The organism is Halomicrobium katesii DSM 19301, from assembly GCF_000379085.1.
Taxonomy (GTDB): domain Archaea; phylum Halobacteriota; class Halobacteria; order Halobacteriales; family Haloarculaceae; genus Halomicrobium; species Halomicrobium katesii.
Map to the genome: position 1 here is coordinate 2415710 of NZ_KB905378.1, position 19827 is coordinate 2435536.

Sequence of the window (19827 nt, forward strand, 5' to 3'; positions counted from 1 at the left end):
AAGGCTGGGAGCATCATCAACCCGGTGCAGGCTGTACCCGTGACTGCGACACGAGCCCTAAAAGGGGTTTCGAAGCCGAAATCCCGTGACAGGCCGCCACACGGTCGCTGGCCGGGGATCGCTTCGGTCGTCTGGCCCGTCCGAGAGGACCGGCAGACCCATACTCGCGGCCGGAACAGTGTCGGTATGGAACTGGCGGCACGGCTCCGTGCGGAAGCACAGCGCGTCGACGAGCGCCGCGTCCTCGTTCTCGCCGGCACGCCGCCGGCCACCCGCGACGCGGCGGGCGACGCGCTCGACGCGGCGGGCGTGAGCAGCGAGGCGCTCACGGTCGTCGGTCCGGCCGATCGTCTCCCCGGCGAACACCTGGATACGGTCCACGCTGGCGAGCTCCTGGGCCGGACCCGAAGCGCCGTCGTGCTGGACTGTCACGAGGCCTGTCGACCCAACGCGCTCGGAGCGGCCGTCGGTGCCGTCGACGGTGGGGGGCTCTTGCTCGTGCTCGCGCCCGCGCTCGACGACTGGCCCGACAGACGCGACTCGTTCGACGAGCGCCTCGCCGTGCCGCCCGCGACGGTCGAAGACGTGGCGGGGCACTTCCGGACGCGACTGGTCGAGACGCTCCGGGCACACCCCGGTATCGCCGTCGTCGACGCCGACAGCGGGACGATCGAGCGGTCGGGGCTCACCGACCCCGCTCCGCGCGTTCCGAGAGGCCGGCCCGCGCCGCCCGACGACCGCGGCTTCCCGCGGGCAGTCTACGACGCCTGTCTGACCGACGATCAGGTCGCTGCCGTGCGCGGGTTCGAGCCACTGGCCGGTCCGGGCAACGCGCTCGTCGTCGAGGCCGACCGAGGTCGGGGCAAGTCCAGCGCCGCCGGCCTGGCTGCGGGCGCGCTGGCGCGAGACGGGCTCGACGTGCTCGTGACCGCGCCCCAGTACCGGAGCGCGCGCGAGGTGTTCGACCGGGCCGGCGAGGTGCTCTCGACGATGGGCGCACTCCGGGAGCGCGACGATCCCGAGACGCCCCACGAACTGCGGACGGCCGATGGACGGGTTCGCTACGCCGATCCGACGGCGGCCGCGACGGCGACCGACCGCGACCTCGTGATCGTCGACGAGGCCGCCGCGCTCCCGGTTCGGGTCCTCGAACGGTTCCTCGACGCTCCCTCGGTCGCGTTCACCACGACGGTCCACGGCTACGAGGGGGCCGGACGGGGCTTCTCGGTCCGGTTTCGGTCGCGGCTGGCCGACAGCGACTTCGAGGTGTGCGAGCGCCAACTGACCGAGCCGATCCGCTACGCGCCCGGCGATCCCGTCGAGTCGTGGGCCTTTCGTGCGCTGTTGCTCGGTGCGCGGCCGGCCGTCGATCAGGTGGTCGCCGACGCGACCGCCGACAGCGCCGACTACGAGCGGTGTGGTTCCCGGCGCTTGCTCGACGACGAACACCTGCTGCGGGAGGTCTTCGGGCTGCTCGTCCTCGCTCACTACCGGACGGAGCCCGACGACCTCGCGCGACTGCTCGACGCGCCCAACGTCGGCGTCCGCGCGCTCACCCACGACGGACACGTCGTCTCGGTCGCCCTGCTGGCTCGCGAGGGGGACTTGCCGGCGACGCTTCGGGCGGAGATGTACGAGGGCGGACGGGTCCGTGGCAACATGATCCCCGACGTGTTGACGACGCAGTTGCGCGACGAGGCCGCTGGCGTGCCGGTCGGTCAGCGCGTCCTCCGGATCGCGACACACCCGGCGGTGCGCTCTCGCGGACTCGGCTCGCGACTGCTCGACGAGATCGACGACGAGTTCGCGGACGCGGTCGACTGGCTCGGCGTCGGGTACGGTGCGACGCCCGAACTCGTCGATTTCTGGGCAGACAGCGGGTACCGGACCATCCACTGTTCGACGACCCGCAACGACCGGAGCGGGGAGTACTCGGCGATCATGCTCCGGCCCTGCTCGACGGCGGGAGCGGCCCTGGCCGATCGGCACGCGTCGTGGTTTCGCGACCGGATCGCCAGCGTCCTCTCGGACCCGCTCGACGACCTCGATCCCGACGTGGCCCGCACCGTGCTCCGCGCGGTCGACGGGACGCCCGAGTTCGACCTCTCGGAGCCAGAACGCAGGCTCGTCGCGGGCATCCCCGGCGGTGCGGGGGTCTTCGACACCGCGCCCGAGCCGGTTCGCCGACTCGCGCTCGCCCACCTCGTCGCGCCCGCCGAGCCGGACGCGCTCACCGACGACCAGGAGCGACTCCTCGTCCGGAAGGCGCTACAGGGCCACGACTGGGACCGCGTCGCCGACGAACTGGAGTTCGTCTCGACGGCCGAGTGTATGCGCGCGCTGGGCCGGACCGTCGAAAGATTGGTACGGCTGTACGGCGACGATGCACTCACGGAGGAACTCGACCGCCACACATGATCGATCTCCTGGTCCTCGCTCTCGCCTTCGTCTTGCTCGTCGTGGGCGTCGTCGGGAGCGTCGTCCCACAGATACCCGGCGCGCCGTTCTCCATCGCGGGCGTCCTCGTCTACTGGTGGTACAGCGGCTTCAGCGAGCCCGGCACGCTGTTGCTCGCGGTCCTACTCGCGGTCGGAGTGGCGACGCTGGCGATCGACTGGCTGGGCGGCGCGGTCGCGGCGAAGGTCGGCGGGGCCTCGACCGCGACGGCCGTGATCGCCAGTCTCGTCGGCGTCGTCCTCTTTTTCGTCTCGGGCGGCCCGCTCGGCATGATCCTCGGGATGACACTGACGGTCTTCGTCGTCGAGTACTACCGCCAGCAGGACGCACGCGCCGGTGCGAAGGCCGCGCTCGTGACGACGCTGGGCATCCTCAGCTCGTCGGTGATGCAGGCCGTGCTGACGGGTGCGATGCTGGTGACGATGGTCGTCGTCGCGCTGTGAGCGAGCAACGACTATCACCTGCCGTCGCCAATGTTCTCGTATGCAGTGTGGCGAGGACGACTGCGAGAAGCGGGCGGCGGTGGAGCTACACGTCCCCTGGCGAGAGAACCTCGTCGTCTGTCCGGCCCACGCCGGGGTGTGGGCACGGCGAGACGGCGTCGTCCCGGTACCGATCGAGGGCGAAGCGGACCGCTGGCCCTAGAGCGCCGTCGCCATCATCACCTCGTCGATGTAGTCGCCGTCGAGCTTGTAGTGGTCGGCTCGGACGGCCTCGGTCTCCCAGCCGTGGGCGTCGAGGAACGCGATCGCCTCTTCGTTCGTCGAGGGAACGGTGTTGTAGAGGTCGTCGGCGTACACGTCCGCCATCCCCTCCTGCAGGACCTCCCTGTAGCCGGGCGGCCCCATGCTCAGCAGCGACACCGTCCCGCCGTTGCGGACCTTCGTCTGGAGTGCGGCCCGCAGGGCGTGCTTGTCGTTCGGATTCATCACCGTCGGCGTCTTCCCCCGTTCGAGATGGCCGTCCTCGTCGAAGGACACCTGTCCCTCCCGGAAGTCGGGGACGCCTTTCGTCAGTACGACCGTGTGCATTGGTTTCTGTTACCTCGTGTGTTGTTCTCACCCACGGGGGCGTAATAGTAGTTTGTGCTGCATTTCTGGTTGATACGTCTTGGCAAATAGCGGCCACGCTGTCGGCTCTGATCGTGGGGTGTTCCGACGACAAAACGGCAGCTATAGTAACAATTGATACGGAAAGTTGTAGGTCTTTACCAGATCGACCGCACGCCGTCGTGCGGTCGACTGGGTAAACGCCTACAACCGTCCGTATGAAACGATTTACACACCGATCGCACTGCCGTCGTGCGATCGGGTGTGCATTGATTTTCAATGGCTACTATATCGAAGAAGAGACGGTCAGATGCGGCCGGCCCGGCCCGGGTCCACGTCGATGGCGTCGACGGGACACACGTCGACACAGAGCATACAGTCGATACACTGGTCCTCGTGGGCGGGATCTGCTTTGATCTCGCTCTCGGGGTGGTCCGGCGTGTCGACCCACTCGAACACGTCGACCGGACAGTCCTCCAGGCAGGCACCGTCGGCGATACAGATGTCGAAGTCGACGGCGACGTGCGTTCCGTGAATGCCCAGCGTCTCGGGCTCCTCGACCGGCCCCCACACCGAGTGGCCCTCGTGGTCCTCGGCGATGTCGCGGTTCTCCTCGAACTCGGGATCGATAGCCATTGGTACCTACATACTCCGCTGGCACGCACTTAAGCCTTTGATCCCGGCGTGTGCTACTGCCGACCGATCCCGTCGCCGTCCGTCGGTTGTCCGGTTCCGAGACTCTCGCCAGCCGCGCCGTCGCCCAGCGCCCCATCCTCCAGCGGCCCACCGTCCAGCGGGCCGTCGTTCGGCGGCCGCCCGTCGTCGCGCTGACCGCCAAGCTGGGTCGTGAGGAACTGGTCGGTCTCCTCGATCGTCCGGTCGAAGGCGTCGTCCGGGAAGCCGTGGTCGCCGCCCTCGATCACCACGAACGCCGCGGTCGACAGCGCGTCGACGGCGTCGGCGTACCGCCGGGCCTGCTCGATCGGAAGGACCTCGTCGGCGTCGCCGTGGACGACCAGCGTCGGCGGCGTTCCCACGTCCGTCTGGCCCATCGGCGACGCGAAGTCGTAGGCCTCGGGCACGTCTTCGCGGGTCCCACCCAGGTAGTCCGCGCTGATCTGGTGGCCCTCGTCGAACGCCCGGAAGTCGTAGATGCCGGCCCAGCCGACGGCGGCCGCGACCGACGACGACGCCCCGGGGTAGGCCTCGGGCTCGAAACCGGGCTCGTCGGCCGTCACGGAGACGAGCGCCGCGAGGTTCGCCCCCGCGGAGTAGCCCGCCGCCGCGAGCCGCCCGGGATCGATCCCGTATTCCGCACCCTCGACGCGACACCACTCGACCGCCGCCTTGGCGTCGATCAGCGCCGCCGGGAACGTCGCCTCGTCCGCGAGCCGGTACTCCGGGGTCACGACGACGTACCCCGCGTCGGCCAGGGCACGCGCCTGTTCGGCCAGCTGGGTCTTCCCGCCCGATCGGAAGGCCCCGCCGTGGAACAGGACGACGGTCGGTCGCGGCCCGCTCTCGCGGGGTTCGTACACGTCGAGCCGGAGCGTCCGCGCCGGTGTCTCGTGGAACGCGATCTCGGAACGGACCGTCCCGCTGGTGTCAGTCGTCACTCCCGGAGAGATCGGTCCGCCGATACAAGTGCTCGTCGGAGTCCGCCCTGTCACGACGCCGGCCCGACTAGTCGCAGTGCGGACACTCGCGTCGCTGGACGCCGTCGGGATCGAGCGTCCACTCCAGCTCGCGACCGCAGCGGTCGCAGGTCCCGTCGTCCGACTCCGCTTCGTCGTCGCTACGCTGGCACTCGCCGCCTGGGATCGGGTCCATGCCTAGTCCCCACAGCGGGCGAGACAAAAGCGTGGTGCCGTCAGGGATGCGCGTGGTACGCCAGCACGTCCTCGCCCTCGCCGAGCGCGTCGATCCGGGCGAAGCCGACGCGCTCGAACTGGACCACGTCGTCGGCCTCGTAGTCGGTCACGCCGGGCTCCGCGATCCCGCTCACGTCCCCGTCCATCGTCCGCAGTCGGACGCCCGGGCCGTCCGCGGGTGCCCAGTGGATCACGTCGACGTCGCCCTCGGTCACCACGTCGAGATCGTCGCCCGTATACTCCAGGGCGTCACGAGTGTGGCGCACGCAGCCAAAGCCCTTGAGCCAGACCCGGTCGCCGTGCGGGGGCAGGTCGTCGCCCTCGACGACGACGGCGTCGCCCACCGGAATCGATCGGCGGCCCCGATCCTCGTGGTCCGGGTGGACGTGTGGCTCCCCGGCGTCGGGCCCGCCGACGACCTGACACTCGACGATCCCGCCGGTCTCCTCGGCGTCCCGGACGAGGAAGGCCCGGTCGGCGTCGTCGTCGATCAGTTCGCGGTTGTTCGCGTAGATCGCCGACATCGCCAGGTCGACGTTCGTGGTGGAGGTGCCCAGCCCCGTCATCGCCTCGACGATGGCCTCACCGCGGATGCCCCGCCGGCGGAGGCTCGCGATCGTCGGCGCGCGCGGATCGTCCCAGCCGGTGAGTTCGCCGGCCTCGATCTTCTCGATGATCGTCGAGGTCGACATCGGCACGTCGTAGGCGTCGATCTGGACGTGGCCCCAGTGGAGCACCTCGGGGTACTCCCAGTCGAAGTAGTCGTAGAGGAACTGCTGGCGCTTTGCCGAGTCCTGCAGGTCGATCCCGCGGATGATGTGGGTGATCTCCGTGAGGTGGTCGTCGAGCCCGCTCTGGAAGTCCAGCATCGGCCAGCAGCGGTAGTCGCTGGCCTCCTCGCGCGGGTGGGGCGTGTCGATCATCCGGAAGGCGACCCAGTCGCGCAGCGCGGGGTTCTTGTGCTCGATGTCGGTCTTCACCCGCAGCACCATCTCCCCGCTCTCGTAGTCGCCGTCGATCATCGCCTCGAACTCGGCGTGGACCTGTTCGACGTCCTTCTCGCGGTGTGGACAGGCTTCGCCGTCGTTTTTCATGTCCGAAAACTCCGCCTGCGGGCACGAGCAGGTGTACGCCCCGCCTTTCTCGATCAGCTCGCTGGCGTACTCGTAGTAGGTCTCGACGCGGTCGCTGGCCTTGATGACCTCGTCGGGCTCGAATCCGAGGTAGTCGATGGCGTCGAGAATCTCGTCGTAGGCGTCCAGATCCGGGCGTTTGGTCTCGGGGTCGGTGTCGTCGAAGCGACACAGCATCCACCCGTCGTACATCTCCTTGTAGGTCCCGATGACGGCGGGCATTCGGGCGCTCCCGAGATGCCACGGGCCGTTGGGATTCGGCGCGAGACGCATGCGGACCTGCTCGTAGTCGTCGACGTTGGGGAGGTCCGGCAGGGGTTTCTCGTCGTCCTCGTCCTCGCTCTCCAGTTCTTCGAGGACCTCGGGGGCGAGTTCGGCGAGTCGCTCGCGGCGCTCGTCGGCGTCCATCCCGTTGACGCGGTCGATGACCGGCGCGATCACGCCGGGAATCTCGTCGCCGTACTCGCGAAAGTCCGGGTGCTCGCCCATCAGCGGCCCCATGATCGCCCCGACCTGTGCCTCGCTGCCGTGCTTGACTGCGTTCGTCAGCGCCGCCGCTTCGGCGGCTTCTTTCACGCGATCGCGGAGATCCTCGTCCATGCACGCACGTCGGCGGGGCGGGGTGAAAATTACGTCGGAACGGTTCCCGTCAGTACTCGCGCTCGACGAGGAAGTCCGCGATCCCCGCCAGTAGCCGACGCGGCTCGTTGTCCGGCAGCACTTCGAGGCGGTCTTTCCCGCTCGCGATCAGGTCGTGGGCCGTCTCGCGTGCGAACTCGATGCTCCCGGCGGCTTCGAGTTCGGCGACGGCGTCGTCGATCTCGCTCTCGGTGACTGCCTCGACGGAGTCGGTCTCGACGAGCCCCTCCACGTCGACGCCCTGCTGGCGGGCGTGGAGCGTGACGATCGTCTGCTTTTCCTCGACGAGGTCGGAGCCGCGCTGCTTGCCCAACTTCTCTGAGGGCGTCGTCAGATCGAGCAGGTCGTCCTGAATCTGGAACGCCCGGCCCACGTCGAGGCCGTAGCCATAGAGCGGTTCGACGGCGTCCTCGGCACCCATCAGCTGTGCCGGGATCGACGCCGAGGCCGCGTACAGCACCGCCGTCTTCAGCTCGACCATGTCGAGGTACTCGTCGGTGGTCACTCCCGCGCGGCTCTCGAAGTCGATGTCGAACGACTGGCCCTCGCAGATCTCCGTACACGTCTGGGTGAGTCGCTTCGTCGCGGCGACGGATCGCTCCGGCTCCGCGCCGGTGTCCAGCATGTACTCGAAGGCCTTCGAGAACAGCGTGTCGCCCGCGAGGATCGCCGTCGAGAGGTCGTACTCGCGGTGGACCGCCGGGACCCCGCGACGCAGGTCGTCGTCGTCCATGATGTCGTCGTGGATCAGGGTGAACGACTGGATCGTCTCGATCCCGACGGCGGCGCGCAACACGTCGATCTCGCCGCCGTCGACGGTCGGGAACGATCGGTAGTCCGTCGACTGCGGTGCCACGTCGGCGAGCGACTCGGCCGCCAGCAGCAACATCGTCGGACGGAGTCGCTTCCCACCGGCGTCCATCAGGTATCGCGACGCCTCGTAGAGCTCCTCGGGCTCGTCGACCGGGAGCTCACGCTCGATCGCGTCGTTGACCTGCTCGCGGCGGGCGACGATCGCCGCCTCGACGTCCTCTTGACGAGCCATCCTACTCGACCAGCGTGATCCGGTTGCCGTTACTGGTCGCGTGCAGGTCGCGGCCGAGCTTGTAGCCCTGGCTCTCGGCGAGGCTGACGTACGGTGCGAACCCGGACATGCTCTGGTGGCCCGGAATGACGTTCTGGGGCTGGAGGGCCTGGAGCATCTCGTAGTGGCCTTCCTCGCGGAGGTGCCCCGAGACGTGGATGTCGTCGTAGAGGCGCGCGCCCTGCATCTTCAGGAGCTGTTCGGACTGGTAGCGCTGGCCCTCGTTGGACGGCTCGGGAATGACCCGCGCCGAGAACAGCACCTTGTCGCCGTCTTCCAGCTCGTAGGGCGTCTCACCTCGACCCATCCGGGTGAGCATCGCGCGTGGCTCGCCCTGGTGGCCGGTGACGATCGGCAGGAAGTTCTCCTTGCCGTCGTTCATGATCCGCTTGAACGTCCGGTCGACGGACTTGCGGTGGCCGTACATCCCCAGATCGTCGGGGAAGTCGACGAAGTCGAGTCGCTCTGCGGTCCCCGAGTACTTCTCCATCGAGCGACCGAGCAGCACCGGCTGGCGACCGATCTCGTCCGCGAACTCGACCAGGGACTTCACGCGGGCGATGTGCGAGGAGAACGTCGTCGCGACGATCCCGCCGTCGTAGTCCTCGATGCTGGTCATGACGTCTTTGAGGTGTCGGCGCGCGACGGACTCGGAGGGCGTTCGGCCCTTCCGGCCGGCGTTCGTACAGTCCTCGATGTAACAGAGGACGCCCTCGCCCTCGCGGCCGATCTCTCGGAACCGCTTCATGTCGATGGGATCGCCCAGCACCGGAGTGTGGTCAACACGCTTGTCCAGCCCGTAGACGACGGACCCTTCCGGCGTGTGGAGCACGGGGTTGATGGCGTCGATGACCGAGTGGGTGACGTTGACGAACTCCAGTTCGTTCTTGTCGCCGATCGACATCGTGCCGCCGGCCTCCATCTTCACGAGGTCGTTCTGGACGCCGAACTTCTCCTCGCTTTTGATCTCCTGTTTGACCAGCTCGATCGTGTACGGCGTCGCGACGACGGGCGCGTCGTAGCGGTGTGCGAGCTTCGAGATCGCGCCGATGTGGTCGAGGTGGCCGTGTGTCGGCACGATGGCCTTCACGTCGCCTTCGAGTTCGGACATGACGCGGTCGTCCGGGATCGCACCCATGTCGATGAGGTCGAGCGAGTGCATCCGCTCGGTCTCGACGTTGTCGTGAATCAGTACCTTCGAGAGGTTCAGGCCCATGTCGAAGATGACGATGTCGTCGCCCGCGCGAACGGCCGTCATCTGTCGGCCAACCTCTTCGTACCCGCCAATCGTTGCGATTTCTACTTCCATAGTTACCTCTCCGAGTAAGGCCGCACGAACGCGGGGGGTACCGGCTACGACAGTTCGTCGATCGCTCGCTCGACAGGTCCTGTGGTCCGCGGGCCGACCGGGTCGCCCCGTAGCCCCGGATCACTCGAAGGGGTGGGAACCAGCGGTTCCCGACCGTCGTCCGCCGGCCGCCTCCCGCTCGCCGGGCGGCCGCACGCTCGGTTACCTGGGCCTACGACGGCCGCTGTTAAAAACGGAGGGGTTCCGGCGACGGGGGGTGTGGCGCGGGCTACTCGTCGTCGAGTGCGTCCGAGAGCGGATCACCGTCGCCCTTGGTCTCGAAGGAGTAGCTGCGCTCGTCCTCGTCGTCGAGATCGTCTTCGTAGGCGTCGCCGTCGGTCGTGGTCTCCTCGTCCTCGTCGCCCGTCGTGCTGTCGGCGGCGGTCTCCTGGAGGTCCTCCCAGCTCGTTGCACTCTCGGCCGGGTCGTCGAACTGCTCGTCGTCGACGAGGCGCGTCTCGTCGGGCGCGGACTGTTTGTCGACGAAGGGGTCGTCTCGCGGCGACGATTCGTCGACCCCGCTCTCTCCGTCGGACTGGCCGTCCTGGGTGGACTGGTGCTGTTCGAACTCTTCGGGGTCCGGCGGCGTCCACTCGGCCTGTCCGCTACTCGACGGCTCGTCGCTCGGTTCGTCGTCCGGTTCGGGCTGGCTCCCGACCGGGTCGTCGCTCGGTCGGTCACTCGCGGGCTCGTTCGCAGGCTGGTCGTCCGTCGTCTCGGTCTCGGATCGGCTCTCGGCCGGCTCGGCTCCGGGCTGGCTGTCCCCCGGTTCGTCGACCGCTTGAGGACTCGGGGGCTCGTCCACGGACCGGTCGCCGGCTGGCTCGTCCAGCGGTCCCGGCTGGTCGGACTGTCGAGCGGTGGGGTCTGCTCCCGACGTGCTCTCGTCTGTCGACTGTGAGTCGCCCGCCTCGGACGCTCGTGACTCGGCCACTGGCCGATCCGGCTGTCGAGGATCGTCCTGCACCTGTCCGGCAGGACGCTGTTCGGACGGCGACTCGGCGTCGGGCTGTTCGGCCACTTGCTCGGGACCCGACCGTTCAGACGCCGGCTTCGGGCCTGGTTGGTCGGTCTCTCGTGGTGTCTGACTCTCTGGCTCGCTCCGTGCGACCGGTTCCGTGTCGGGAGAGTCGCTCTGGACGGGTTCGGCGTCGGTCTCGTCGCCCGTCACCACACCGGCGTCGGCGTCTGCGCTCGGACTGTCGAGTTCGGCCTCCGATTCGAGGACCGAGCGCGTCCCGACGGCCGTCCCGTCGGCGACGAGCTTGAACAACAGCCCGCTGACGCCTCCGATCGTCGCGAGGACGCCAGCGAGGACGATCGCGACGCCGGCCCAGCCGGCCGTCGTGGTCGGGGCTCTGAAACCCGGACTCGCGACCGAGCCGGTGAGAAAGCCTCCGAGGAGGTTTCCGGTCAATACGAGGACGGTACCGGCCAGTGTCACGACGAGTAGATGGGCGAGAAAGCGGGTGCCGTACCTGAAAACGCCACTGATTCCGACTACTGCCATACGTTGGACAATAGCCAACGCGAACAAATAGGTTTCGCCCAGGTGAGACGTGTGTTCGGATCGGGCTACTCCCGGCCACCGGCGATCGTCGTTCCCGGCGCTTCCCCGGCGAGGAAGGCGTCGAGGGCGTCCGGCCCGAAGATCTGGGCGGGCACGCCGAGCGCCAGCAGCGCTCGCACTTTCCCCGCCATGCCACCGGTCACGTCGGTCGCGTCGCTGTCGCCGACCGCGTCGGCGACGTCCGCGAAGGCGTCGACCCGATCGACGACCGATCCCGCGTCGTCGAGCACTCCCGGGACGGTCGAACACAGTCCCACCCGGTCGGCGTCGACGGCCGGCGCGAGCGCCACGACGAGTTCGTCGCCCGAGAGGACCGTCACGCCGTCGCCCTCGTGGGCGATCACGTCGCCGTGCAAGACGGGAACGAACCCCTCGTCGAGGAGCCGTTCGACGGGCTCCGTCGCCAGCGACAGCGCTCCGCCCTCGTCGCGGGCGGCCGCCGACAGCGGCTGGACCGGGAGGGCGGCGACCCCGGCCGCTTGCAGCGCCTCGACGACTGCACGGTTTAGCTCCACCATCGCGTCGTGAATCGCGAGCGCCCCCCCGGAGTCGCGGGTCCCGGTGGTGGTCGAGACGCCGTGTTCGTCCGCGTGGTGGTGGCCGAAGCTCCCGCCACCGTGGACGACTACGAGTGCGGCGTCGCTCTCCGCGACGGCGGCGACGGCTCGCTGCAGTGCCGCCGTGTCGACGGTCTCTGGACGGTCCTTCTCGGTGACGACGCTTCCACCCAGTTTCAGCACGACCGTCTCGGGACTCATTCGATCCGAACCCCCTCGGTGTCCAGCGCCGCGCGGAACGCGTTCTCACAGCCCGGCGTGTAGGAGAGCGCGGTCTCCGTCGCGTCGGTCTCGTCCAGCGCGACGACACAGCCGTTGCCGCCAGCGCCGGTGAGTTTCGCGCCCAGCGCGCCCGCGTCTCGCGCCGCCCAGACCATGCCGTCGAGCGATCGCGAGGAGACCCCCAGCGCCGACAGCAGGCCGTGGTTGAAGTCCATCAGCTCACCAAGCTCGCTCAGGTCGCCGGCCTGCAGTGCCCGCTCGCCCTCGCGGACGATGTCGCCGACCGCCTCCACCGTGTTCGCCGCGAAGTCGTACTCCGAGCGGAGCTGTCGGACGCCCGCGACGAGCGTGCCGGTGTCCCCGGCACCGCCGTCGTAGCCGATGACGAACGGGAGCGTGTCGACGCCCTCGATGCACCGACAGTCGTCGCCCTCGACGCGAACCGCGCCGCCCATCGCCGAGCAGAACGTATCGGCCCGCGACGCTTCCCCGTCCTGAACGCTGTGTTCGACGCGATAGGCTCGCTCGGCCACCTCCCGAGCGTCGAGCTCGACGCCCAGTTCCGCCGTCGCCGCCTTGATGACGCCGACGACGACGGCCGCCGACGAGCCGATCCCGGCTCCCAGCGGGATGGAGCTCTCGACGCTGATTTCGAAGCCCGCATCCGGCGCGTCGGCGGCGTCGCGTGCCTGCTCGACGGCCTCGTTGATGTAGCCGACGCCCGCCTCGACGAGGGACTCGGAGACGTTCACGTCCGGTCGATCCGTCGCGTCGCCGTTGTACTCGATGGTGAACCCGTCCAGCGTGAGATCGTCGAGGTGAACGCGAAGCCCCTCGTCCCGTTCCTCGACGGTCACGTGGGCGCGGCGCTCGATCGCACAGGGGACCGCCGGCTCGCCGTAGACCACCGCGTGCTCCCCGAACAGATACACCTTCCCGGGAGCGCTCGCTGTAACCATACTCGGCCCTGCGTGGCCATCCGTATAGTAACCGTTGATACGGAAAGTTGTCGTCGCGTACCGGTGAGCGTCTACCCCGTGGCGACGCCCACCGGACATTCCTACAACTGTCCGTATGAAACCGGCTCCGCCTCGCTCGTCCTCACCGCTCCTCGACCCGCATCGACATCTCCTGGCGCGGGTGGACCGTCAGCGACGGCATCAGTTCCAGCGGCGTCTCGCCTTCGAAGCGGAGCCGGTAGTCCTTCGCGACAGTGGCGACGATCAGCTTCGCCTCAAGCAGCGCGAGGTGTTTGCCGATGCAGTGGCGCGGCCCGCCGCCGAACGGGAAGAACGCGAAGCGGTGGCGACCTTCGCTCCGTTCCGGAGACCACCGTTCGGGGTCGAACTCCTCCGGGTTCTCCCAGTGGCGCTCGGAGTGGTGGACGGCCCACTGTGGCAGCATGAGATTCGTCGACGGCGCAACGTCGTACCCACCGAGTTCGACCGGCTCGGTCGGTGTCCGGAAGATCGTGTACACGGGTGGGTACATGCGCATCGATTCGTCGATCACCCAGTCGAGGTACGCCAGTTCCTGGACGTGGTCGATCGTCGGCCGCTCGTCACCGACGACCGCGTCGATCTCCTCGTGGAGTCGCTGCTCGACCTCGGGGTGTTCCGACAGGAGGAACCACGTGTACGTCAGCGTCAGCGCGGTCGTGTCGTGGCCCGCGAGCAGCATCGTCATCATCTCGTCGCGCAACTGCTCGTCGGACTGTTCGCCGCGGTCCTGCGCTCGCATGAGGATCGACAGGAAGTCCATCGGGCCGTCGTCTCCGTCGCCCGTCGTCCCGCGGCGGCGCTCGAAGATGTCGTCGAGCACGCCGTCGAGCGTCTCCATCGCCGCGTCGAACTCGGCGTCGTCGGGCATGGGCACCCAGTCGGGCATCGCAAAGCGGATGGGGTCGGGCTCGAACCGCGCCCCCAGCGGGACGAGCTGGTCTTGCACCGTCGTCACGCGTTCGTCCGGCAACTCGACGCCCATCATCAGGTCGAGGATCACGTCGAGCGTGACGTGGGTCATCCCGCGTTCGGCGTCGACCACCGAACCGTCCTGCCAGTCGGCGACGAGCGAGTCGGCGTGATCCACGATCCGCTCGTCCATGTCGGCGAGGCGCGCCATACTGAAGGCCGGATTCGCCAGCTTGCGCTGCTCCTGCCAGGTGTCTCCCTCGCTCAGGAGGAGGCCGTCACCCAGCAGGTCGCCCAGTGCGTCGTCCTGGAAGTCCGGCTTCCGATACTTCGCGTCGTCGTCGACGAGAATCTGCTCGACGAGCGCCGGCTCGGCGATCAGGAGGGTGTCCATCGGTCCCATGTCGAAGCGTGCGACGCCGCCGTACGCGTCCTCCAGCGCCTCGACGAATCGGAACGGGTCCTGGGCGTACGTGCGACTGCTTCCGAACAGCGGTTCTCCCTTCGGCCCCGGCGGAGTCTCTGCCATCGTGTCGCCTATGCGCTCTCGACGTTTGAACCGTGTGCCAAACGACCGGTGGCCGCCCTACAGCCACCGCGCGGGATCGAGGTCCCAGTCGGTGTGGAGCCGCGCCCAGACGCCGCCGAGCCCGCCCAGCCCGCTCAGCCCGACCGTGTAGATCCCGAACAGCCCGAAGACGATCGCCAGAAACAGGTCGTAGGCCGGCGACGACGGCGGGACGCCGTAGCCGAGCCAGCCGACGACCAGCAGCGTCGGCACGAACAACGCGAGCAGCGGGATCGCCGCGACGACGCCCGAGAGCAGGCCGACGGCCACACCAGTTGCGTAGCGACAGCCACGCCGATGACTCGCGACGGCACCGCCCACGACCGGCGAAAAGGGGAGCACCGAGAGGAGGACCGTCACCGCCGCGCCCCACCCGGCGTCACGGAGCAGCCCCGACATCTCACGAGCCAAGTTCCGTGTCGTACTTCACGTAGTTGCCGAGCCAGCCACCCAGTGCGCTAAAGCCCACGACGTAGGCGACGTAGAGGAGGAACACCAGCAGCATGAACGCGATTCCGATCGCTCCGAAGGCGAGTCCGTCGGGACCGGCACCGATCGCGAAGAGCCCGAACAGGGAGCCAACCACGAATCCGCCGAGTCCGAGCGGTATCAGCGCGACCAGACCGGCGTAGAGGCCCACGCGGAGTCCGTCCGACCGATCGCCACCTTCCAGATAGCCCGCCGTGAGTCCACCCAGTAACGGCCCGAGCGGCAACACTGCACCGGCGACGGTGCCGACGGCTGCACCGATCAGGGCGTTGACGAGCGTGTCTCCTTGTGCCATGTGGCGTCGTTCAGCCCCCTCGTTCTTAAACCATCTCGTCCGCCAAGCGGTGATCGCAGTCGCTACCGGATCTGTGAGAACGGAAAATCGGGGGCGTCTACAGCTCGCTCTCGAAGTCGGCGAGCTCGTAGACGGTGTCGGAGCCGCGGCGGTCGAGCGTCTCGTTGGCTAGCAGCCAGTAGACGACCGACAGCGCCTTGCGCCCCTTGTTGTTCGTCGGGACGACCAGGTCGACGTTCGCGGTGGTGTTGTTGGAGTCACACATCGCGATGACCGGGATGCCGACGGTGATCGCCTCTTTGACGGCCTGGGCGTCACCGATCGGGTCCGTGACGACGACCACGTCGGGCTCGATGTACCCGTCGTAGTCGGGATTGGTCAGCGTCCCCGGAATGAACCGCCCGGTACGGGCGCGTGCGCCGACGGCGTCGGCGAACTTCTCGGCCGGGAACCGACCGTACTGTCGCGAGGAGGCCACGAGGATCTGCTCGGGGTCGTAGTTCGCGAGGAAGTCCGCCGCCGTACGGATGCGCGAGTCCGTCATCGAGACGTCCAGCACGTACAGCCCGTCGGTCCGGACGCGGTGGATGAACCGCTCCATGTCCTGGGTCTTCTGCTGGGTCCCGATGTGGACGCCCGCGCCGAGATACTCATCGACGGGGATGAGGAGGTCTGCCTCGTCGTCGGGCATGACGTCCTCGTCGAGGGACGGTCCCTCGTCAGCTTCTTCAGCCTCGGCGTCGGCCTCGCTGGCCTCGGCGTCGGCGGCCGGTTCCTCAGTGTCGGTAGCCTCGGCGTCGGCCTCTGCTTCGACGTCGTCTTCGGGGTCGAAGTCAGAGTCCTCTGCGTCGAGACCTTCGTTTTCGTTGCCGCTCATACTGCGTTGTCCTCGATTCGGATGAGTTCGTTCAGCTTGGCTGTTCGCTCGCCACCGACCGCGCCCGTCTTGATGAACGGTGCGTCGGTCGCGACGGCGAGGTGTGCGATCGTGGCGTCTTCCGTCTCACCGCTGCGATGGGAGACGACCGACGCGTACCCGTTGTCCCGGGCCAGTTCGATGGCGTCCACGGCGTCCGTGAGCGTTCCGATCTGGTTGGGCTTGATGAGGATGGAGTTTGCCGCACCGGCGTTGATGCCGGCTTGCAGGCGCTCGACGTTGGTGACGAACAGGTCGTCCCCACAGACGAGCGTCTGGTCGCCGACCATGTCGGTCAGATCGGCGAACGCCTCGTAGTCGTCCTCGTCGAGCGGGTCCTCGACGTAGACGAGGTCGTACTCCTCGACCTTCTGGGCGATGTAGTCGATCTGCTCCTCGGCCGAGCGGACCTGATCGTCGTAGACGTAACCGTCCTCTTCGGCGTCGTACAGTTCCGCGCCGGCCACGTCCAGGCCGAACGAAATCGCGAAGCCGAGATCGTCCGCGACGGTCTCGACCGCCTCGGCCATGATCTCGAAGGCCTCGTCGTCGGAGACCGACGGTGCCCACGCGCCTTCATCACCCTTTCCAGCGGGCAGGTCCCGCTCGGCGAGGATGTCGTGGACTTCCTGGTGGACCGCGGCGTTGGCGAAGACGGCCTCTTCGACGCTGGGCGCACCGACGGGTGCCGCGAGGAACTCCTGGATGTTCGTCGCGTCCGCGGCGTGTTCGCCGCCGCCGATGATGTTCCCAAGCGGCGTCGGGTACTCGTTGCCCCGGAACGTGCCACCGAGGTGCTGGTACAGCGGCGCACCGAGCACGTCGGCTCCGGCCTTCGCGGCCGCCATCGAGATGGCGACGGCACTGTTGGCTCCGATCTCCGAGAAGTCGTCGGTCCCGTCTGCCGCGTGCAGCGCCGCGTCGACGTCACGCTGATTGCCGGCGTGAACCTCGCCGATCAGTCGGGGTAGCGCGCCCTCGCGTGCCCGTGCGATCGCCTCGGTGGCGGGCAGCTCGATGGCCTCGTACTCGCCGGTACTCGCTCCGCTCGGTGCCTTGCCGCGACCGAAGCCGCCGCTCTCGGTGAGCACGTCGGCCTCGACCGTCGCGTTGCCACGCGAGTCGAGCACGCGGCGCAGTCGTACGTCCGTGATGAGCGTCATCAGTTATCACCTCGTCGAACTGTGAAGGGCAGGACCCCAGCGTCGTACTCCTCGGCCGCGATGAGGATCGGCTGAGTCTGATCGGTGTCGATGAGCACCGGCGCACCGAAAGCCACCTGCAGTGCTCGCGCACCGATGATCCGCGCCTTCTCGTAGCGGTTTTCCTGAACCATCATTGATAGGGTGCCACGATGTCGACGAGGTCCTTATGCGAGACGAGCATCCGGCGACAGCAGTGGCGCTCGACGCCGAGTTCGTCGAGGACCTTTTCGGGGTCCTCTGGCTCCTCGGCTTCGCGGGTGCGGGCCTTGAACTCCTCCCAGTGCTCGGCGACGACGTTACCACAGGTGAAACACCGGACCGGTACCATCATATCATATCACCTTAGCGGTAGGACTTCTGGTAGCGGGCCCGTGCGCCGGGGCCGCCCCACTTCTTGGCTTCGGACTGGCGAACGTCGTTGACCAGCAGCGAGCGGTCGAACTCCATGAACGCGTCACGGAGTTCGGCGTCGTTGGTGTGGTCGACGAGGCCGCGTGCGATCGCGGTCCGGGCCGCGTCGGCCTGGCCCATGACGCCGCCGCCCTCGACGGAGACCTCCACGTCGACCTGCTCGCGCAGGTCGTCGTCGGCGATCCGGAACGGCTCCAGCATCTTCAGCTGGGCCAGCTCGGGATCGACCAGCTCGACCGGCTGGGAGTCGATACGTACCCGACCCTCGCCCTCGCGAACGGTCGCTCGGGCGACGGCCGTCTTCTTCTTGCCTGAGGTGTTCGTTACCATGTTACGTTCGCTCCGATGGATTCGCTGACGTCTCCGAGCGAGACGAACTTGATGTTCGACAGTCGATCCAGCGAGGTGTCCTCCAGAATCTCCGCGTCGAGATCGTGGTCCTCGTAGGGGTTGCCCACGTAGACACGGATGTTCGAGAGCGCCTCGCGACCGCGGTTCTTCTTGTGGGGAAGCATTCCGCGGATCGAGCGCTTGAAGATGCCGTCCGGTCGCTTCGGGTAGTACGGACCTCGATCAGAGCCGACCTCGCGGCGCTTCTGGAACTTCTCCATGATCTGGTCCTCGTTACCCGTGATGACGGCCTCCTCGGCGTTGACGACGGCGATCGTCTCGCCGTCGAGGGCACGCTGTGCGACGTTGGAAGCGACGCGTCCGAAGATGCAGTCGCGGGCGTCGACGACGACGTCCGCGTCGAATTCTGCGACGCTCATTGGATGATGCGCACCTCCGAGCCCTCGGGGTTCTGTTCGACTGCGGTTTCGAGCGATACTGCCTCTCCAACCTGGTCGATCTTCTTTTCGGCCGTTCCGGAGAAGTCGACAGCTGCGACGGTCACGTCCTTCTGCAGGACGCCGGAACCGAGCACCTTGCCGGGCACGATGACGGTCTCGTCTTCCTGGGCGTATCGTTCGATACGGCCGAGGTTGACTTCCGCGTGCGTGCGTCGTGGCTTTTCGAGACGCTCGGCGATGTCGCCCCAGACGTCCGCGCCCGAACGGGCGGCGGACTTCAGGTCGGCGATGAGACTACTGAGTCTCGGATTAGTCTTACTCATGACGTTCCTCCTGTGTGAGAAAGTGCAGGGAGCAGGATTTGAACCTGCGGACCCCTACGGGACAGCGCCCTGAACGCTGCGCCGTTGGCCAAACTTGGCTATCCCTGCTCGCAATAGGTCGTTTTGTTTGCCCCGTAAAACCGCTTTCGATCCTCACGCTGGCGCGGGGTGGCGTCGCGATCATCGGTGCGGTTGGGGCAGGGGTCATCTTATAGTTGGACTGCGTCGCGTAGTTCGTCCGCACGGGATCGAATCGAATCGACCGCGCGGAGGGTGAGCTCCTCGACGGAGAGGGAACCGTCAGTCTCGGCGTGGAAGACGAACGCGTTCTCTACGTCGTGAACTTCCAGTTCCTTACCTGGGTAGCGCTTCGTGAGATCGCTGTCGAACTCCTCGGTCAGGACGAGGTCGCCGTCATCGGCGTCCCCGTCGACGTGTTCGGCAGCTTGCTCCTCGATGACGCCCCGAAGGATGTGGGTCTCGTCGTCCTCGAACTCGCCTTTGTCGCCGACGACCTCGACGCGCTGGAGGTGTCGGTATCCGACGGCCACGCCGCCCTGATGCTTGGCGTGTTCGCGGCCACGATCCAGGACGGCGTCGGCCTCGACTTCGAGGCGCTGGCCGTCCTTGAGATCGATGATCGGGATGTTGTCGTCGGCCGGCCCGACCAGGGAGTCGGAGCTGACCAGATCACCGGAGTAGGCGGTTTCGGGACCGGAGACGTCGATCGACAGCGTCACTTCGTCGCCGACCTCGAAGTCGTCGAGGTCGGTCGTGAGTGGGACCAGCCCGAGGCGGAGTCCGATCTGCTCGTCGAACATCACGCTGGAGTTCTCGATGACTCGGACGGTATCGACGCTGAAGGTCGGCACGTCGGCGATCATCGCCCGGCGGATGCCGTTGGCAAAGGCGGGGCTGATCCCGCGCACGAGGAACCGCGCCTCGCGATCGGAGCGTTCGACGAACTCGACCTCGTAGTCCTGTGTCAT

Annotated in this window: 23 protein-coding genes, 1 tRNA gene and 2 pseudogenes; 3 read left to right on the forward strand and 23 right to left on the reverse strand. The window is 67.6% G+C overall.

What is annotated here, in order from left to right:
* Positions 1–186: 186 nt before the first annotated feature.
* The 3 genes from tmcA to HALKA_RS21460 are packed head-to-tail and all read left to right on the forward strand — an operon-like array spanning position 187 to position 3102.
* Complete coding sequence (gene tmcA, locus HALKA_RS0112740; RefSeq protein ID WP_018258351.1) at positions 187–2418, forward strand: tRNA(Met) cytidine acetyltransferase TmcA; 2232 nt, start codon at positions 187–189, stop codon at positions 2416–2418.
* A complete protein-coding gene (locus tag HALKA_RS0112745) occupies positions 2415–2900 on the forward strand; it encodes a DUF456 domain-containing protein (RefSeq protein WP_018258352.1) in 486 nt (161 codons plus the stop codon). The genes tmcA and HALKA_RS0112745 overlap by 4 nt, the downstream gene beginning before the upstream one ends.
* Positions 2901–2940: 40 nt before the next feature.
* The gene (locus HALKA_RS21460) at positions 2941–3102 is read left to right on the forward strand and encodes a DUF8014 family protein (protein WP_018258353.1); all 162 of its coding nucleotides are present in this window, start codon (positions 2941–2943) and stop codon (positions 3100–3102) included.
* Here HALKA_RS21460 and HALKA_RS22375 read toward each other — a convergent pair.
* The 23 genes and pseudogenes from HALKA_RS22375 to HALKA_RS0112860 form a co-directional block, all read right to left on the reverse strand.
* Positions 3099–3248: pseudogene (locus HALKA_RS22375) on the reverse strand (GNAT family N-acetyltransferase); the annotation flags it as partial. The gene HALKA_RS21460 and the pseudogene HALKA_RS22375 overlap by 4 nt on opposite strands.
* Positions 3237–3488: pseudogene (locus tag HALKA_RS22380) on the reverse strand (electron transfer flavoprotein subunit beta/FixA family protein); the annotation flags it as partial. The pseudogenes HALKA_RS22375 and HALKA_RS22380, both read right to left, overlap by 12 nt.
* A 324-nt stretch (positions 3489–3812) precedes the next feature.
* On the reverse strand, positions 3813–4142 hold the full coding sequence (locus tag HALKA_RS0112760) for a 4Fe-4S dicluster domain-containing protein (protein WP_015763560.1): 330 nt from the start codon (positions 4140–4142) through the stop codon (positions 3813–3815).
* 53 nt (positions 4143–4195) lie between these two features.
* The gene (locus HALKA_RS0112765) at positions 4196–5122 is read right to left on the reverse strand and encodes an alpha/beta hydrolase (RefSeq protein WP_018258355.1); all 927 of its coding nucleotides are present in this window, start codon (positions 5120–5122) and stop codon (positions 4196–4198) included.
* A 67-nt stretch (positions 5123–5189) separates the two neighbouring features.
* Positions 5190–5336, reverse strand: a complete 147-nt coding sequence (locus HALKA_RS21465) for a hypothetical protein (RefSeq protein ID WP_015763558.1) — start codon at positions 5334–5336, stop codon at positions 5190–5192.
* Positions 5337–5376: 40 nt separating this feature from the next.
* Positions 5377–7110 carry a glutamate--tRNA ligase gene (locus HALKA_RS0112775; RefSeq protein ID WP_018258356.1) on the reverse strand — a complete coding sequence of 578 codons (1734 nt, stop codon included), beginning with the start codon at positions 7108–7110 and terminating at the stop codon, positions 5377–5379.
* 49 nt (positions 7111–7159) lie between these two features.
* Positions 7160–8194 carry a geranylfarnesyl diphosphate synthase gene (gene idsA3, locus HALKA_RS0112780; protein WP_018258357.1) on the reverse strand — a complete coding sequence of 345 codons (1035 nt, stop codon included), beginning with the start codon at positions 8192–8194 and terminating at the stop codon, positions 7160–7162.
* Between the two features lies 1 nt (position 8195).
* A complete protein-coding gene (locus HALKA_RS0112785) occupies positions 8196–9542 on the reverse strand; it encodes a ribonuclease J (protein ID WP_018258358.1) in 1347 nt (448 codons plus the stop codon).
* Between the two features lie 268 nt (positions 9543–9810).
* Positions 9811–11091, reverse strand: a complete 1281-nt coding sequence (locus HALKA_RS0112790) for a hypothetical protein (protein WP_018258359.1) — start codon at positions 11089–11091, stop codon at positions 9811–9813.
* A 65-nt stretch (positions 11092–11156) separates the two neighbouring features.
* Positions 11157–11909, reverse strand: coding sequence for an isopentenyl phosphate kinase (locus HALKA_RS0112795; RefSeq protein ID WP_018258360.1), 753 nt, complete (start codon positions 11907–11909; stop codon positions 11157–11159).
* Positions 11906–12889, reverse strand: a complete 984-nt coding sequence (mvk, locus tag HALKA_RS0112800; RefSeq protein WP_026190303.1) for a mevalonate kinase — start codon at positions 12887–12889, stop codon at positions 11906–11908. Before mvk ends, HALKA_RS0112795 begins: the two co-directional genes overlap by 4 nt.
* A 142-nt stretch (positions 12890–13031) precedes the next feature.
* Entirely contained in the window at positions 13032–14369 is a 1338-nt protein-coding gene (locus HALKA_RS0112805) for a cytochrome P450 (RefSeq protein WP_018258362.1), read from the reverse strand.
* A gap of 57 nt (positions 14370–14426) precedes the next feature.
* Positions 14427–14807, reverse strand: coding sequence for a DUF5518 domain-containing protein (locus HALKA_RS0112810; protein ID WP_018258363.1), 381 nt, complete (start codon positions 14805–14807; stop codon positions 14427–14429).
* A gap of 1 nt (position 14808) precedes the next feature.
* Complete coding sequence (locus HALKA_RS0112815; RefSeq protein ID WP_018258364.1) at positions 14809–15192, reverse strand: DUF5518 domain-containing protein; 384 nt, start codon at positions 15190–15192, stop codon at positions 14809–14811.
* Positions 15193–15289: 97 nt separating this feature from the next.
* Positions 15290–16069, reverse strand: a complete 780-nt coding sequence (rpsB, locus tag HALKA_RS0112820) for a 30S ribosomal protein S2 (protein ID WP_018258365.1) — start codon at positions 16067–16069, stop codon at positions 15290–15292.
* Complete coding sequence (eno, locus tag HALKA_RS0112825; RefSeq protein WP_018258366.1) at positions 16066–17271, reverse strand: phosphopyruvate hydratase; 1206 nt, start codon at positions 17269–17271, stop codon at positions 16066–16068. The genes rpsB and eno overlap by 4 nt, the downstream gene beginning before the upstream one ends.
* On the reverse strand, positions 17271–17447 hold the full coding sequence (locus tag HALKA_RS0112830) for a DNA-directed RNA polymerase subunit K (protein ID WP_015763545.1): 177 nt from the start codon (positions 17445–17447) through the stop codon (positions 17271–17273). Before HALKA_RS0112830 ends, eno begins: the two co-directional genes overlap by 1 nt.
* Positions 17444–17644, reverse strand: coding sequence for a DNA-directed RNA polymerase subunit N (locus HALKA_RS0112835; RefSeq protein ID WP_015763544.1), 201 nt, complete (start codon positions 17642–17644; stop codon positions 17444–17446). Before HALKA_RS0112835 ends, HALKA_RS0112830 begins: the two co-directional genes overlap by 4 nt.
* A gap of 11 nt (positions 17645–17655) precedes the next feature.
* Complete coding sequence (locus HALKA_RS0112840; RefSeq protein WP_015763543.1) at positions 17656–18054, reverse strand: 30S ribosomal protein S9; 399 nt, start codon at positions 18052–18054, stop codon at positions 17656–17658.
* Positions 18048–18494: a 50S ribosomal protein L13 gene (locus HALKA_RS0112845; protein ID WP_018258369.1), complete on the reverse strand. Its 447-nt coding sequence runs from the start codon at positions 18492–18494 to the stop codon at positions 18048–18050. Before HALKA_RS0112845 ends, HALKA_RS0112840 begins: the two co-directional genes overlap by 7 nt.
* Positions 18491–18838 (reverse strand): 50S ribosomal protein L18e, encoded by a 348-nt coding sequence (locus HALKA_RS0112850; RefSeq protein WP_015763541.1) that lies wholly within the window; start codon positions 18836–18838, stop codon positions 18491–18493. The genes HALKA_RS0112845 and HALKA_RS0112850 overlap by 4 nt, the downstream gene beginning before the upstream one ends.
* 23 nt (positions 18839–18861) lie before the next feature.
* Positions 18862–18946: transfer RNA gene (locus tag HALKA_RS0112855), tRNA-Leu, on the reverse strand.
* A 101-nt stretch (positions 18947–19047) separates the two neighbouring features.
* Positions 19048–19827, reverse strand: a complete 780-nt coding sequence (locus HALKA_RS0112860) for a DNA-directed RNA polymerase subunit D (RefSeq protein WP_018258370.1) — start codon at positions 19825–19827, stop codon at positions 19048–19050.

Bases quoted from the DNA above. Each gene is read 5' to 3' on its own strand.
- tmcA (WP_018258351.1), top strand. From the start codon at position 187: ATGGAACTGGCGGCACGGCTCCGTGCGGAAGCACAGCGCGTCGACGAG.
- HALKA_RS0112745 (WP_018258352.1), top strand. From the start codon at position 2,415: ATGATCGATCTCCTGGTCCTCGCTCTCGCCTTCGTCTTGCTCGTCGTG.
- HALKA_RS21460 (WP_018258353.1), top strand. From the start codon at position 2,941: ATGCAGTGTGGCGAGGACGACTGCGAGAAGCGGGCGGCGGTGGAGCTA.
- HALKA_RS0112760 (WP_015763560.1), bottom strand. From the start codon at position 4,142: ATGGCTATCGATCCCGAGTTCGAGGAGAACCGCGACATCGCCGAGGAC.
- HALKA_RS21465 (WP_015763558.1), bottom strand. From the start codon at position 5,336: ATGGACCCGATCCCAGGCGGCGAGTGCCAGCGTAGCGACGACGAAGCG.
- HALKA_RS0112775 (WP_018258356.1), bottom strand. From the start codon at position 7,110: ATGGACGAGGATCTCCGCGATCGCGTGAAAGAAGCCGCCGAAGCGGCG.
- idsA3 (WP_018258357.1), bottom strand. From the start codon at position 8,194: ATGGCTCGTCAAGAGGACGTCGAGGCGGCGATCGTCGCCCGCCGCGAG.
- HALKA_RS0112785 (WP_018258358.1), bottom strand. From the start codon at position 9,542: ATGGAAGTAGAAATCGCAACGATTGGCGGGTACGAAGAGGTTGGCCGA.
- HALKA_RS0112790 (WP_018258359.1), bottom strand. From the start codon at position 11,091: ATGGCAGTAGTCGGAATCAGTGGCGTTTTCAGGTACGGCACCCGCTTT.
- HALKA_RS0112795 (WP_018258360.1), bottom strand. From the start codon at position 11,909: ATGAGTCCCGAGACGGTCGTGCTGAAACTGGGTGGAAGCGTCGTCACC.
- mvk (WP_026190303.1), bottom strand. From the start codon at position 12,889: ATGGTTACAGCGAGCGCTCCCGGGAAGGTGTATCTGTTCGGGGAGCAC.
- HALKA_RS0112805 (WP_018258362.1), bottom strand. From the start codon at position 14,369: ATGGCAGAGACTCCGCCGGGGCCGAAGGGAGAACCGCTGTTCGGAAGC.
- HALKA_RS0112810 (WP_018258363.1), bottom strand. From the start codon at position 14,807: ATGTCGGGGCTGCTCCGTGACGCCGGGTGGGGCGCGGCGGTGACGGTC.
- HALKA_RS0112815 (WP_018258364.1), bottom strand. From the start codon at position 15,192: ATGGCACAAGGAGACACGCTCGTCAACGCCCTGATCGGTGCAGCCGTC.
- rpsB (WP_018258365.1), bottom strand. From the start codon at position 16,069: ATGAGCGGCAACGAAAACGAAGGTCTCGACGCAGAGGACTCTGACTTC.
- eno (WP_018258366.1), bottom strand. From the start codon at position 17,271: ATGACGCTCATCACGGACGTACGACTGCGCCGCGTGCTCGACTCGCGT.
- HALKA_RS0112830 (WP_015763545.1), bottom strand. From the start codon at position 17,447: ATGATGGTTCAGGAAAACCGCTACGAGAAGGCGCGGATCATCGGTGCG.
- HALKA_RS0112835 (WP_015763544.1), bottom strand. From the start codon at position 17,644: ATGATGGTACCGGTCCGGTGTTTCACCTGTGGTAACGTCGTCGCCGAG.
- HALKA_RS0112840 (WP_015763543.1), bottom strand. From the start codon at position 18,054: ATGGTAACGAACACCTCAGGCAAGAAGAAGACGGCCGTCGCCCGAGCG.
- HALKA_RS0112845 (WP_018258369.1), bottom strand. From the start codon at position 18,494: ATGAGCGTCGCAGAATTCGACGCGGACGTCGTCGTCGACGCCCGCGAC.
- HALKA_RS0112850 (WP_015763541.1), bottom strand. From the start codon at position 18,838: ATGAGTAAGACTAATCCGAGACTCAGTAGTCTCATCGCCGACCTGAAG.
- HALKA_RS0112860 (WP_018258370.1), bottom strand. From the start codon at position 19,827: ATGACACAGGACTACGAGGTCGAGTTCGTCGAACGCTCCGATCGCGAG.